Annotated in this window: 10 protein-coding genes; 3 read left to right on the plus strand and 7 right to left on the minus strand. The window is 57.2% G+C overall.

The genetic code is table 11. The features are described 5' to 3' along the window. Positions 1-33: 33 nt before the first annotated feature. The 5 genes from IEV88_RS04725 to IEV88_RS04745 all read right to left on the minus strand — a co-directional run bounded on the left by IEV88_RS04725 (position 34) and on the right by IEV88_RS04745 (position 5,372). The gene (locus tag IEV88_RS04725; protein ID WP_188160547.1) at positions 34-933 is read right to left on the minus strand and encodes a formylglycine-generating enzyme family protein; all 900 of its coding nucleotides are present in this window, start codon (positions 931-933) and stop codon (positions 34-36) included. A 58-nt stretch (positions 934-991) separates the two neighbouring features. Then, entirely contained in the window at positions 992-1,501 is a 510-nt protein-coding gene (locus IEV88_RS04730; RefSeq protein ID WP_188160114.1) for a hypothetical protein, read from the minus strand. Beyond that, positions 1,501-2,334, minus strand: coding sequence for a type 1 glutamine amidotransferase domain-containing protein (locus tag IEV88_RS04735; protein WP_188160115.1), 834 nt, complete (start codon positions 2,332-2,334; stop codon positions 1,501-1,503). Before IEV88_RS04735 ends, IEV88_RS04730 begins: the two co-directional genes overlap by 1 nt. Positions 2,335-2,387: 53 nt before the next feature. Next, positions 2,388-4,220: an arylsulfatase gene (locus tag IEV88_RS04740; protein WP_188160116.1), complete on the minus strand. Its 1,833-nt coding sequence runs from the start codon at positions 4,218-4,220 to the stop codon at positions 2,388-2,390. A 111-nt stretch (positions 4,221-4,331) separates the two neighbouring features. Then, positions 4,332-5,372, minus strand: coding sequence for a helix-turn-helix domain-containing protein (locus IEV88_RS04745; RefSeq protein ID WP_188160117.1), 1,041 nt, complete (start codon positions 5,370-5,372; stop codon positions 4,332-4,334). Positions 5,373-5,692: 320 nt separating this feature from the next. Between IEV88_RS04745 and IEV88_RS04750 the strand changes: the two genes are divergently transcribed. Further along, positions 5,693-7,918: a patatin-like phospholipase family protein gene (locus IEV88_RS04750; protein ID WP_188160118.1), complete on the plus strand. Its 2,226-nt coding sequence runs from the start codon at positions 5,693-5,695 to the stop codon at positions 7,916-7,918. Positions 7,919-8,581: 663 nt separating this feature from the next. Next, complete coding sequence (locus tag IEV88_RS04755) at positions 8,582-9,580, plus strand: class I SAM-dependent methyltransferase (protein WP_188160119.1); 999 nt, start codon at positions 8,582-8,584, stop codon at positions 9,578-9,580. An 81-nt stretch (positions 9,581-9,661) separates the two neighbouring features. Here the strand turns inward: IEV88_RS04755 and IEV88_RS04760 are convergent, their stop codons facing one another. Next, entirely contained in the window at positions 9,662-10,918 is a 1,257-nt protein-coding gene (locus IEV88_RS04760) for a hypothetical protein (protein ID WP_188160120.1), read from the minus strand. Positions 10,919-11,040: 122 nt separating this feature from the next. Further along, complete coding sequence (locus tag IEV88_RS04765) at positions 11,041-12,480, minus strand: helix-turn-helix domain-containing protein (protein WP_188160121.1); 1,440 nt, start codon at positions 12,478-12,480, stop codon at positions 11,041-11,043. A 202-nt stretch (positions 12,481-12,682) separates the two neighbouring features. Between IEV88_RS04765 and aceB the strand changes: the two genes are divergently transcribed. Then, entirely contained in the window at positions 12,683-14,257 is a 1,575-nt protein-coding gene (gene aceB / locus IEV88_RS04770; protein WP_206711348.1) for a malate synthase A, read from the plus strand. Positions 14,258-14,265: the final 8 nt, after the last annotated feature.

Genomic DNA, 14,265 nt, shown 5'->3' on the forward strand with positions numbered 1-14,265 from the left:
GCCATTTGTCGATGCAGCCCGGACCTTGAGCCTTCAATCTGCCAGAGCCGGATCTTTAAGAATGCGGAAGCCCACATGTGATGAACTGAAATCTGGTTCCATGCTGTCACGGGCCGCGACGCGGTATCGCCGACAATATGTGTCGCTGCAAAGGTATGATCCCCCCTTAATCGTAATTCGAGGGACGTCCGGTCCAAACGGGCTCTCAGTCCACTCCCAGACATTTCCGATCATGTCATAAAGACCTGTCAGACCCGGCTCGAAGCATCCCACCGGTGCGAGTCCTTCAAAACCGTCCGAGCCAGTGTCCTGAATGGGAAAGAACCCTGTCCATATATTCGCGCGTGCTGTGCCGTCCGGTCGACGCATGCCCGAGCGCGGATCATCAGGATCGAAAAGTCCCAGGCTTGCCGCATATTCCCACTCCACCTCAGTGGGCAGGCGACCGCCCGCCCAAGAGGCATAGGCCCGCGCATCATTAAGGCTGAGATGGACGACGGGATGGTTATCCCGCCCGGTCAGATCAGACCCTTCACCGCCAGGGGTTTTCCAGGTCGCCAAAGGGTCCAACCGCCACCAGGACATGAAGTTTTCGGGGGTTCTGCTCTTCACAAAGAGGGCTGAACCGCCATTTCGTTCAGCCTCAGTGATATATCCCGTCTCAGCCACAAAGGTCGAGAATTGACGATTGGTCACCTCATGGACCTGCAACCGAAAAGGTGAGACAAAAACTTTTGTCGGCGGGCCTTCTTCTGCATAAACCGGATCAGCGCCCATGATAAATCCCCCGCCCGGCACATCTGCAAACGTGCCCATGCGGTCTGTACTCAGGAGGCAAGTTGAGACGGGGTTATTTCTGGGTTTGGGCCAGGATAGGAAAACAATGATGACGATTGCCATGGCTAAAAGAACGGTGCCAATAATAAGGCGCATTGGAGAAACCATTATTCCGGTCCAATCCTACAATCAGGTCTGAAACAGCCCATAAGACTTAATGAAGTATATATTTCATCACAGCCAGTAACACGCCGACCCCTCCTGCAAAGAATGCTCCGGCAATCGGCAATAAAGGTCCATGACCGATAACCCAACCAACACGCGCCCCGAAAATCACCAAGACCAGGATGCAGTAGAGCTGCGAGGTCAGAATTGCATTTTCCAACGAAAGCCAGCCAAAACTGGACGCTAACATAAGACCCGATGGCAATAGCGAAGCAAACAGAACGGGATGGCTACCGGTCCAGGCTGCGCGTAAAGCCGACACGCGGAACAACCGCTCACCGGTTTCCAGGCCGTTTGAAATCAGAGCTGCGAGGGCCCGCGCCAGCGCCATGGCCAGCACCGATCCAAAGAGTATCAGGGCGGGCCTGAACGGTCGACCTGAATAGGCTTCAATTGCCATAAGAAGGCTCAGGACCAGTATGGCGCCGTAAATCAGCCCCTGGGCTTCCTTTTCAAGCGTTCGCCATTTGAGAGGTGGCAAGCTGTGTTTGGGCAGCACTAACGGTTCCCTTGGGTCGCCATCTTTTCCAGAATGCGATGAGCCGTTTCGTACCCGCTGTTCTGGTTCTGGCCGGTTATCAGGTTGCCATCGATCGTGGTGTGCGTAGCGAAGGGATCGAGCCAGGCATGCTGGCACTCGTAGATGGCCCCGGCCTTGCGCAATTCCTCTTCCGGATGTCTGGGCGTCACCGCAATGCCGAACGTATGGATCTGATTGTCCGTCACACCGGTCACGCGGCGGCCCTTTACAAGAAGCTTGCCATCCAGGCCCTTGGCGCTGACGAGCCCCAGCGCGCCGTGGCACACGGATCCGAGAATTTTTCCGGACCCGTTGGCTCGCGTGACCAGGTCGGCCAATTCCTCACTTTGCGCGAGGTCATACGCCGCGCCCCATCCGCCAGCCATGAAGATAACGTCATAGTCATCCGGATTCACCTCGGTCACGGGTCTGGAGTTCCTGAGCTTCTCCATCGCATTTGCGTCCGCCATGAAGCGCTTGTCATCGTCGCAGGCGAGCGGCCAGGACCAGGAACCCGGCTGGATCGGAATCTCGCCGCCCTTGATGGAGGCCATATCGACATCCATGCCGGCATTGATGAAGGCGTAGTAGGGGACGGTGAACTCGGACCCGAATGCGCCGGTGTCCCGGTTCTTCGGATCGAGCCGGCTGTGGCTGGTGCAGATCACCAGCGCCCGGCGTCCTGTCAGGTCGAACTCCGGGATCGTGTAGTGCCGGTGCAACCCCATCACCCGCAGGACCGAAGGCAGGAAGAAGTATACTGCCATGGCCAGAATGATCAGGCCGACAAGGGTGAAAGCAATCCATGCCATGGAGACGCTCCCTTTTATCTCGAGCGAAGAGGGCGGCTTGCGCCCTCCTGACCTTACGCGCCTGCGCGGCGAGACAGTCCCCGCACCAGTTTGAAGAGCAGGAACAGCGCTAGCAGCACAGCCAGAACGAAGCCCGTCGCGTGCGGCCAGTACTTGTGAAGCATGTTGTTCACGAGTTTCTGGTTGACCACCTTCAGCGCATTATCATCCGGGCCAAGTTCGATCGCGCCGACCGTTTCGGAATAAGCTTGGTATTCGGCGAGCATGCTCTCGAAGAGTTCCGGATTCTGGCCGGCCAGATCCGTCGTTTCGCCCGGATCAACCGAAAGATCGTAAAGCCGCCACTGGCTGTCACCCATCGGGGGTGCATTCCTGGTGATCTTCCATTGTCCGCGATACAGCGCGGCATTGCCGCTGACCTCGAAGGCGAAGGTGTCGTCGCCATCACGTGTCATATCGGTCTCACCGGCGAGCATCGGCAGGACGCTGCGACCATAGAATGCTGCCGGGTCATAATCGACATTGGCGGCGTCCAGCAGGGTCGGCGTAATGTCTGCAACGTGGACCGGCGCCTGCTCGACACCGGAGTCTGCGATGCCGGGGCCTGCGACGACCAGCGGAACACGCAGGCCGCCTTCGCTCGCATAGAACTTGTAGAGATCGAACGGCGTCGCCGATACCGACGCCCATTCCGGGCCAATTGCAGTAAGGCTCCTAGGTTCGCCAAGATTCTCGTAGGACGTGTCGAAGCGCTCAATGATTTTCACTGCATCAAGGGCAATGTTCAATGGCCCTTCAAAAGATGTCATTGCCGATTCCGGACCGTTGTCCGAAGCGATCATGATGATGGTGTTTTCCAGCAGGCCTTGGGTTTCCAGATAGTTGATGAGCCGCCCGATGTGATAATCGGCGTTCTCCATCATGCCGGCATTCACCTGCATTTCGCGTGCGGAAACCTTCCGCTCTTTCGGCGTGAGATCGTCCCAGGCCCGGTGGCTTTCCGGCTGTGGCGCAAGTGTCGTTGTGTCGGGTACGAGGCCGAGAGATTTGACGCGTTCAAGGCGTTGCTGACGCATGACGTCCCAGCCCGCATCGAACACGCCATTGTAGCGGTCGGTATATTCCGCCGACACTTGAATCGGCATGTGCAGAGCCTGCAGCGCGAGGAAAGCGTAGAACGGCTCCTCGCTGTCACCCTGATCGATATACTCGATCATCTTGTCGACTAGCGAACGGGAAGAATACCAGTCCTCCGGCAAAGTGACGGGCCTGCCGTCCTCGAACCACTCGACCGAATGTGAGCCCGGCAGGTAGGGCTTTGCGTCATAATTTCCGCCGCCGGTTGCATCCATGACGAAGGAGCGGTCAAAGCCAAAGCGGTTGGGCAGATTGCCGCCCACCTCGCCAATACCCCATTTGCCCGTGACATAGGTCTGGTAGCCCGCATCGGAGAGCAGCGTTGCGATCGTTTCCTGATCATCTTCCCAAGCCATGGAATAGGCGGGGAATTTGCGCATTTCGTCGGTCGTGCTTTCCACGAGCGTGCCCATGCCGACCTGGTGATTGTCCATGCCGGTCATCAACATGGCTCGCGTTGGCCCGCAGAATGGCGATGCGTAAAAGCGTGCGAGCTGAATACCTCTCTCAGCAAGCCTATCGATATTAGGGGTGCGAGAGTCGCCGCCATAGGCGCCAAAATCCGTGAAGCCGACATCATCAAAGAGGACGAAAACGACGTTTGGCGGGGACGTCTCTACTGAAGCTTCGATAGAGGACACCTCAAACTCAGGAACGATGTCCTCTGCGGTGTCCTGAGCGTGCGCCGCTGGTAGACATATAGCCGACACTGCCGCAGCAATTACGGCGTTGGGAAGTAATCGATACATAGCAGGGCCCCCGAGCAGAAGAAGTTGAAACTCCTCGATAGCTCTACGGCTCCGTCTTCAAACAGGGTAGCTCACCTTAGGCCAAAAACTATTCAATTTCGCCCATGACGGTTATCCGGTACGCCCGGCGTCGCGAAAGCGTTTTGGCGAAAGTCCTGTCCAGCGCTTGAAGCACCGTGAAAAATTTGACGCTGAGTCAAAGCCGAGTTCAAATGCAATGGACTGAATTGGGCGATTGGTTGAAAGCAGCATGTCTTCCGCGCGTGCCCTGCGAATATCGTCTTTGATCATTCTGAAAGACGTACCGGCTTGCTCAAGTTGCCGCCGGAGGCCGCGCTCGGAATAACCTGTCTCTCTCGCGACACTCGCTAAGCGCGCATGCAAATTCTCCTGTGTTTCCAGGAAGGCTTTTACCCGCGCAATCGGATTGGTCCAGTCTTCCAGGAACTGTGACAACTGCTCGCAAAACCCGACCAGCCGTGCGTGGTTTATCGGGTCCGAACCGGGCAGCGTTTTGTCGAGAAGGTCCGCCGGGACGATTATTTTATTGGCAGGTGCTCTGAATATCACCGGCACGCGGCTGACCTGCGGAGCGATATCTGACCAATCTTCCGGCTCGTCGATCAAAGTCTCTACACGTTGCGCGATGATTGGCTGACGCAGCATTTCAAGCAGGATCCGGTTGAGCACCACAAGGGCGCTTGCAATGACAAAATACGACACGTTGCCCAAAGCGATCCTTGGAATAATCTCGAGGTCTGCCTGATCTTTATCAGGGCCATCAAGGTTTCTTTGAAACCTGAAATCAATCATGGGAAACGTCACATTAATGAACCGGGCAAGAACACTCAAACCGTCCCCGAAGGTCGCTGCATTCATGGCGGCGTAAGCGGGCGGACCTATGAAATAAGGTTCAAAACGCGCGGCGAGCTTTGGGCCCAGATGGATATCTTTAGTCGTTTGCAGCGAATTCTCGACAAAACGCCGAACCGTAAGAAAGTCGGTCCGAAATGCTGGGTCAGAGAGCAATTCCGGACGGAGGTTTGTCCCCTCGAAAAGAGCTCTGTTATCGTAGCCCTTTTCGCTCAATTCTCGATAAATAAACCCTAGGTAATTCATCGGTATTACCGGCGTTTCTTCATTGATAGTCATTTTTTCAAGTCTCTATCAAAACGGTCTAAAGCGGCAAAGCGCGCCATCAGCTCGAGTGGAATCCAGGATGTGGTAAAGGCATGCCGCCGATTCCTGATCGTATTCTTGCTTGTGAATGGTTTCAACTAAGGCGTACAGGAATCTTTTTTTGTCAGGTTGCGGGCATCGATCAATGAGGGTTCTTGAGAATAGCCGCAATTCCTGCCCGGCAAGAGCGGTGTGGCCGGATATGAATATCAAATGACCGTTTAGGAACTTGCCTCAGTTCAAAAACCGATGCCTATCGTGATCGCGTGTATTGAATGCAAGAGGGGTGTCGCATGGGGTCAATTGTCAGGACCGCCTTGGTGGTTTTCGTATGTCTCGCCGCATCATCGGCAGCCTTGGCTTGCGATTTCGACGACATCGATGGCCCCGATGTGGCGCTGGTGCTCAGCGGTGGTGGGGCACTGACATCGACTCAGGTTGGCGTCATGCAGGTAATGGAAGAGGTCGGTGTGCCGGTCCACTGCGTCCTCGGCACGAGCATGGGCAGCGTTACGGGGGCCATGTATGTGGCGGGCTACAGCGCTGAGGAGATCGCCGATATTTACCGTGAACGGCCATGGGGCGAAATATTCCGGGGGCAAATTTCACGCAATGATCAGGCCTTTCGGCAGAAAGAGGGCTATGATGACTATTTTGCAGATTACTTCGCCGGCGTAGGCTCCGACGGCGTGAAACTTCCCGGCGGCCTTTCCAGTATGGGCGGTCTTCAGGCTACGTTCCGCGACATCTTTTACCACATTCCCAATGCCTCCGATTTTACACGCGACTTCCGCGTGCCTTATCGCTCGGTCGCGATGAACCTCTCCACCGGCGAGGCGGTCGCTTTCCCACAAGGCGATCTCGTCCAAACCATTCTGGCCAGCATGGCTGTTCCGGGTGTCTTTGCCCCGCGCCAGATCAATGATGAGCTCTACATCGATGGTGGCATGGCCGCACAGCTTCCCGTCCAGTTTGCAAAGGACATGGGGGCAGACATTATTATCGCGGTGGATACGACAATCGAACCCGCCCGCGTCGAAGGCAGCCCCTCTGTCACGACCACTGCGAGCCAACTCATCCAGATCACGGTGTACCGCAACCGCCAGCAGGATGTGGCCCGCCTAGGGGAAAATGATCTTCTGATCACGCCTGACCTGACGGGCCTTTCGTCGTCCGGCTTTACACTCATCGACGAAGGTGTCGCATCCGGACGTGCCGAGGCAGAAAAACACCGCGCACAGCTGGAAGATATTGCCCGCCGGGCAGCGCCCGCACGAAATCGTGCGATTGACCCCTTTGAGATGCGAGAAAACCAGGGGCCTCTGACAGTTGAAAACCTCTCCGACATAAATGACGAGCTTGTTCTGAACCGCCTGGACCTGGACAATGCTGATCCGAACGATCGTGAAACAATTGATAGCCGCTTGCGCAGTTTGTCCTCATTCGGTGCTTTCGGGGATGTCGATCTTTCGCGCTCGAAGGACGGACAATATCTGAAGATTGTGCCGCGGGAAATTGGCAAAAACCTGCTCCAGGCCGGCTTTCGCGCGTCGACGACTTTTGATGGTGATGCGCGCTACGCTTTGCTCGCGCGACTGTCCCGCCGTCCGATTGGCAGCTATGGCGGTGAGGGGAGCGTTTCGTTTGAACTTGGTACAGATCTCGGCGTCGCCCTGCAATATGATCAGCCCTTCGGCCCCGATGGCCGCTTTTTTGTAAGTCCGCTCCTACGCTATCGGGGTGAGGAAGTCCTGTTTGACCTTGGTGACCAGCGCCTCGGAGAGTTTTATGAGCAGCGTGTTGATGCGCGCTTGCGCATTGGCCGTGAACTGGGCGATTGGGGCGTTGTCATGATCGAGGGTGTGGCCGCTGCCGGCGATATCGATACCGTGGTGACCTCCGTTCCGGATCTTCTGCCGGGACGATCTTATGAGATTGGCGGCGGTGCGGCTTATTTCGGCGTCGATACGTTGAACCGCACGACCTGGCCGACTTCAGGCTTCAGTGTACTGACGTCCGCAGAGCTTATGCACGATTTCGATACCGAAGAAGAATCGCAAAAATACAATATATACATCGCGACCGCTCATGAAATCGGCTCTGTCGGTCTAAATCTGAGACTTCAGGCAGAGGGCATCGAAGACGATGGCGATGTTCCAATCCAGATTCTGAACCTTGGCGGTTTCAGGCGGGTTTCTGCCTTTGCCGAGAATTCCATTCCGACGGATCAGTATGCGCTGGTCACGGCCGATATCTTTCGACGTCTGACAGGGTCGGAGGAAATCCTGAATTTCCCGGTCTATTTGGGCGGGACCCTGGAATACGCAGAAATCAGTTTCGATCTCTTCGAAGAGCGGGCCTTCGACCTTGCAACGGTAACGCAGCGTCAGGAGGACAAGGGGTTCGCAGGATCGCTTTATCTCGGAGGCGATTCACCGTTCGGTCCTCTCTATCTCGGCCTCGGCGCCAGCGAATTTGGCGATCGAGCGGCCTTCCTGCATTTTGGTCGGGCGTTTTAAACAGATCGTGTGATCACACAGACTGGACTGACGAGCGTGGAACAAAATCGGCCAAGGAGACAAGCGCTTGAAAAAATGGTGTCTCTGACGGCCGGTTAACACCCCCTGGAACAGAGCTCGGTCTACCGATCATGCCCAGTATTTTTTTGTGACATGGCAGCAGTGAGCTGGCGCAGGATTACTCTGTTGTATCCTCGCTGAAGGGCAGGGCGATTAGCGAGTTTCCCTTATAGTCGGGTCGTCTCGCACAGCACCTGCCTTGCCTGACGTCGGCTTCAAGCCGGTCTCGCAGGCACTTCGCCCAGTTTGCCTGTCCGCGAACCTCTCCCCGAAACTCCCGCAGGCGGGTCATGCTGGCTGCATATCGCGGTTTCAGCGCTGAGCCATCCGGATATATTTATGCCCGACGCCTTCGATTTTAAAATAGTGTAGTGTTTCTTGCTGCGTGACCGGGCAAGAAAAGGGGTGTTCCGCAATCTCGGACAAGACGCGCTTCTGTCCGAGGTTTATTGAACTTGCCTGCGAAAAGATTTCGCCAGAAACGGCGACGGTATTTTTCTGCAGGTTTTTTGCAATATATTGATTTTAAACTATAGTTTCCGCTCTTTCATCATCGAGTGGGAGTAACCGCGTCAGCCTGCAAATATCCGGGAGAGCGACCTCGTGAAAGAGTTCAAGATAGATTGTAGCGAGACCCTGTCGCTTATTGGCGATATAAAGCCCGGCACCCATGTTCCGGAAGACAGACGCGTTTATGCCGAAGAGGAGATGATGGCGCTGTCGCGGGTACTCAAACGCCTGCTCTATGCGCCGTCCCAATTGCGGCGATTCCTGCAGGATCAGGGGGTGACCATCACCCCGGCGAATTTCTATAGCACCATCCCGACCATCCGGGAAATCGAGGAGTCCTTCGCCAGCGGTACGACCGATAGCTATGACGAGTTGTTCGACGAGGCTGCAGTTCTGGACTTCCTCGACAGCATCATGCCGTTCTCGGCGGAATTCGATCCGCCCAAGGATGGTGATCCGGATGCGGGCGAGTCGTATTTCTGGAATGCGCCAATGTATTCCTTTTCCGACGCCATGTCCTATTACAGTATCCTGCGGTACCTGGAGCCCAAGAATATCGTCGAGATCGGCTCGGGCTTTTCAACCCTTGTCGCGCTTCAGGCCGTCTCCAGGAATGGAAATGCGGGGAAGGTCACGTGCGTCGAGCCCTATCCACGCGATTTCATTGTCCGGAATCCGGACATCAACCTGGTACAGAAACCGGCGCAGGAGATCGAACCCGACTACCTCAATGATACGCTGCGCGATGGTGATGTGCTGTTCATCGATTCAACCCATACGGTGAAGCACAATTCAGACTGTCTGCGCATCTACCTGAAACTGCTGCCGCAGATCCGCCACGACATTCATGTGCATGTGCATGACATCTACCTGCCGCAACCATATTCGCTCCAGATGATGCGCGACCGTCAGATCTACTGGACCGAGCAATATTTGCTGGCGGCCTATCTCACCGGAAACAGCCGAACGAAGATTCTTTATGGCAGCAATTATTTGCAGCTGCGCCACCCGGAGCGGCTTGCCGCTTTCATGCATGGCCGCCAGAAGCCGGGCGGGGCGAGCCTGTGGTTCTCCCAGAAGGCCAAAGCCTGACACTCCCAGAACTGGCACTCCCCGAACTGGCATAGCTGAATGCCGGGCTGGCGCCCGCAGAAAAATACCTGCTTTACCCGCTCATTCGTTCAAGTTCTTTTTGTCGGGACTGATCCAGTTGTAGAGAAAGGCGGGAATCTCCCGGCCTTCCCTGTAGAGAATGGAGGATGCGGCGCGCTCTGAGAAGTAGGCCAGGGTCCTTCTGATCTCTATCTGCCGGTCCTCAGGCAGATCTTTGATCACCGAGTACCATTCCGATACTTCCTCCCGGAACGGCGCGTATGCATTTGTAGTGTCGCTTTGCACCATCGCATCGTAGAATTCTCCGACCACGATGCTGTAGGTAATGTCTCTGGAAATGCTATCGGCCGTATAGCTGTCATGGATTATCTCCACGCCCAGCGGCTCGCTCTGCATGGCCGCGCGAACCTCTTGCATGACCTGGCTCGGGAAATCGCCATTCTTCAATCCCGTCGCAAGCCGTCCGAGCGAGTCAGTCATAGCCATGGCATCCTCGGTAAACGTGCGCGGAATCCAGTAATTCCTGAAGGGAACAGGCGCTCCGTCCCCGCCGTCCAGCAGGTAGACGCCTGGCTCGTTCAGGAGTACGTCGAGAAAGGCGACCTCTTCACGGTCGTAAATGCCGTCTTCCATGAAGGCATCGGCAAAAGGCTGGGCCGTCGTCTTGACCTTCCACCCGGAATATTCCTCCACTTTCGCAGCGGCGCGGGCGACATGCAGCGGAACGGAAAGCCGCTGCGATTCCTGCATGAGTTCGTCGGTCCAGGCCGGCACGTCGAACTCTATCGAACAGCCATCCTCGAGCACTACGCTGCCGACACCCAGCATGCCCTCTCCGGACTTGATCGTGCCGCGTATTGTCGCCGGGATTTCCCTCGAAATGAGATGTTCGTAGGAGTCACTACGCCGGTTCTCGACTGTCAGCATTTCAAGGTCGTGCGTCTCACTCTCATTGCAGTAGATGCTGATCGCATAAAGCATGAAGCTGGCCCCGCCAGTGGAGACCTCGACACCCGACCAAGCATCGCCGCGATTCGGGCGCCCGGAATATTCAACACGCCCGCTGCCATAGTCGTACTCGCCCGAATTGCCGTTAAACTCAAAGTTGCCCTTCAGTTCCAGTGTGGCACCGCGAAGCGATGGAACCTCTGTCTCCGCGGGGTTGCCCTGGGCCGCCAGGGTTTCGCTTTTCATCCACTCGGCGAGACGTGCTATGTCGTCTTCTGTGATGGTGGCCGGATCGTCTGATTGTGCGCGGGCCGTCGCAGACGCGAGCAGCGACAGGGAGAGAAATCCCGCGGCGATGGTGACGTGCATCTGAAGATCTCCGGCAAATATCAACGCTCAATCATATCCACCACCCCCAGAGTGGTCTCTCCCCCGTTCAGGGGGCGAGGTTTAACTCCAGGTACATGCGCCTAGACGGTGCCTGAGAGCGGTCAGCTCTCCTCGAACTGATAGACCGAGATACCGCGGGCGCGCTCGTCGAAGGTGAGTTTCTTGTTGAGCGGGGCGTGGGCGCGGGACGCACAGTTGGGCCGGTCGCAGAGATAGCAGTTCACGCCGATGCGGGCTGGCTCATACGCTTCCAGATTATGCTCTTTCGCATAAACGAGACGGCGGGCATAGGCGATCTCGCAGCCGAGGCCAATGGCGACCTTGGTTGCTGTCTGCCCGTATGGGCCCTCGGGCCGCGAGACCGTGCGGGCGATGGAGAAGTAGGTCGTCTCGTCCGGCATCTGGATGATCTGGGTGCGCACCTTGTCGGGCGTCTCGAAGCACTCATGGATATTCCATAAGGGGCAGGCGCCGCCGAATTTAGAGAAATGGAACCGGCCCGACGAGAGACGCTTGGAGACATTCCCGGCCGTGTCGATGCGCACGAAGAAGAAGGGGATGCCGCGGGCGTCAGGCTTTTGCAACGTCGTCAGGCGGTGCGCGGTTTGCTCATAGCTGGTGCCGAAACGATGGGCGAGCAGCTGGACATCATATTTTGTCTTCTCGCATTCCTTGAGGAAGCGCTCATAGGGCATGAGGAGGGCGCCCGCAAAGTAATTGGCGAGGGTGACCCGGGCGAGGCCGATGGCATCGCCATCGGGCAGTTTGGCCTTGCGCACGAGAGCGTCGATCTCCTCCCGGCATTCCAGCATGCCGAGCTGAAACGCGATCTGGAATCGCCGACCGGACTGGGGCAGCACCTCCGACAGGTCGATGCCGCGCTTGTGCCGGTCGAAGAAGCGCAGATGGTCCGACATGTATTCCGCCGGCACGATCCGCACGCTGAGGCCATGGCGCTGCTGCAGGCGTTCGGTCATGGTGACGTTCGGCCGGTCGGTGGTGATGTTCAGTTCCTTCGCCAGGGCTTCGGCGGCCTCGTCGATGATCTGGAAATAATTGCGGTGCTCACTGACGAATTCCCGCACCGCCTCGACGCTGCGCACGGATTCTTCGAGCACCTCGACCTTTGCCCGGTCGGAGAGGGGGTTCGCCTCCGAATAGGTTCGCAGGGCCAGCTCGCGATACTTTGAGTGCATGCGAACAAGCGCCTTCGCGATCTCGGGGCTGGCATTGACCGCATCCTCGATCTCATTCTTGCTGATCGAGCCTGCTTCCAGCACCGGGTCGCGCAGTATATCAACGAGTTCCGAAATCGTCTGTGCCTCGCCGGCACTGGAGACCTCGGCGATATCGAAATCATACACTTGCGCGAGCGTCAGCAGCAGCTTGGCGCTGATCGGGCGCTGGTTGCGCTCGATCAGGTTGATATAGCTTGGCGAGACGTCGAGATCCTCGGCCATCTGCGCCTGGGTCAGGCCCAGCGTCGTGCGCAGGCGGCGGATGCGCGGTCCGATGAGCAGCTTTTCCTTGCGGGTCGACATGGGGCCTACTTTACAAACGTTACAAAGTGAGCGGGTTCATCATGACATTCTTGACATGAAAACCCAATGAATACAGATAGATACTGTATCTATCACCCATTTGTAAATATGATGTTGTCAGTGAGTGTAATGACGAAAGGTCACTGACATGAGGATGACATCGACTTTACAATGGCTCCGGACAGATGAGGGAGCTGAAACCATGACCAATGGCGAAGATCGCGTTCTGACGGCTGAGGCTGTCGCTTTCCTGCAGGCGCTGGAGCGGCGTTTCGGGCAGAGGCGGCGGGATTTGCTGGCGGCGCGGGCCGAACGGCAGGCCCGGTTTGACGCCGGTGAACTGCCGGACTTCCTGCCAGAGACGAAAGACATCCGCGATGCCTGCTGGGACGTCGCGCCGGTGCCGAAGGTTCTGAAAGACCGCCGGGTCGAGATCACCGGGCCGGTTGACCGCAAGATGATGATCAATGCGCTCAATTCCGGCGCGAAGATGTTCATGGCGGATTTCGAGGATGCCTCCTCGCCGACCTGGGCCAACATGATCGATGGCCAGGTCAACATGCAGGACTACGCCAATGGCGAGTTGGCCTTCACCGATGAGACATCCGGGAAGGCCTATGCCCTGAACGAGACGACAGCGACCATGATCGTCCGCCCGCGCGGCTGGCATCTGGGGGAGGCGCATTTCGACGTCGACGGGCAAGCCATCTCGGCGAGCCTGTTTGATTTCGGCCTGCACATCTTCCATAACGGCATGAAGCTCGCCGAACAGCAGCGGGGACCATTCTACTACCTGCCGAAGATCGAGAGCCATCTGGAAGCGCGGCTGTGGAACGATGTCTTCGTCTTTGCCCAGAAAGAGTTGGGCATGGCGCAGGGCACGATCAAGGCGACCGTGCTGATCGAGACGCTGCCCGCAGCGTTCGAGATGGACGAGATCCTGTACGAACTGCGCGAGCATGTCGCCGGCCTGAATTGCGGGCGCTGGGATTACATTTTCAGCTATATCAAGACGCTGAGAAACCATCCGGCCTATGTGCTGCCGGACCGCGCCCAGGTCGGCATGGCCGATGCGTTTCTGAACGCCTACAGCCTGTTGCTGATCAAGACCTGTCACCGCCGCCGCGCCCATGCCATGGGCGGAATGGCGGCGCAGATCCCGGTCAAGAATGACGACAAGGCCAATGCCGCTGCCTTCGAAAAGGTGCGCGCCGACAAGTTGCGCGAGGTGAAGAACGGCCATGACGGCACCTGGGTCGCCCATCCGGCGCTCGTTCCTGTCGCCATGGAAGTCTTCGACGAGCATATGCCGGCCTGCAACCAGGTCTGCACCCAGCGCACCTATCCGCCGATCAGTCGCGACGCGCTCTTGCGCCCGCATGACGGGCGGATCACCGAGGAAGGTGTACGGACCAATATCTCCGTCGGCATCGAGTATATCGCCGCCTGGCTGAACGGGCGCGGTGCCGTGCCGATCCACAATTTGATGGAGGATGCGGCAACCGCCGAGATTTCACGCAGCCAGATCTGGCAATGGCTGAAATATCGCTCGCTGGTGCAGGTGACCGGGAATGGCCGCCATCCGCTGACGCGGGACTGGTTCCAGCAGATCTTCGACGAGGAGCTGGCCAAGATCCGCGAGGAGAAGGGTGAAACCGCCTTCCGCGCCGGGCTCTATCAGCTCGCCGCCGACCTTTTCCTGCAAACCGCCGTCAGCGACGAGCTGGCCGATTTCCTGACGCTGCCAGCCTATGACGCGCTGCGCACCCTCAACTGACTTTATAT

Source organism: Aquisalinus flavus (assembly GCF_014640095.1).
Taxonomy (GTDB): domain Bacteria; phylum Pseudomonadota; class Alphaproteobacteria; order Caulobacterales; family Parvularculaceae; genus Aquisalinus; species Aquisalinus flavus.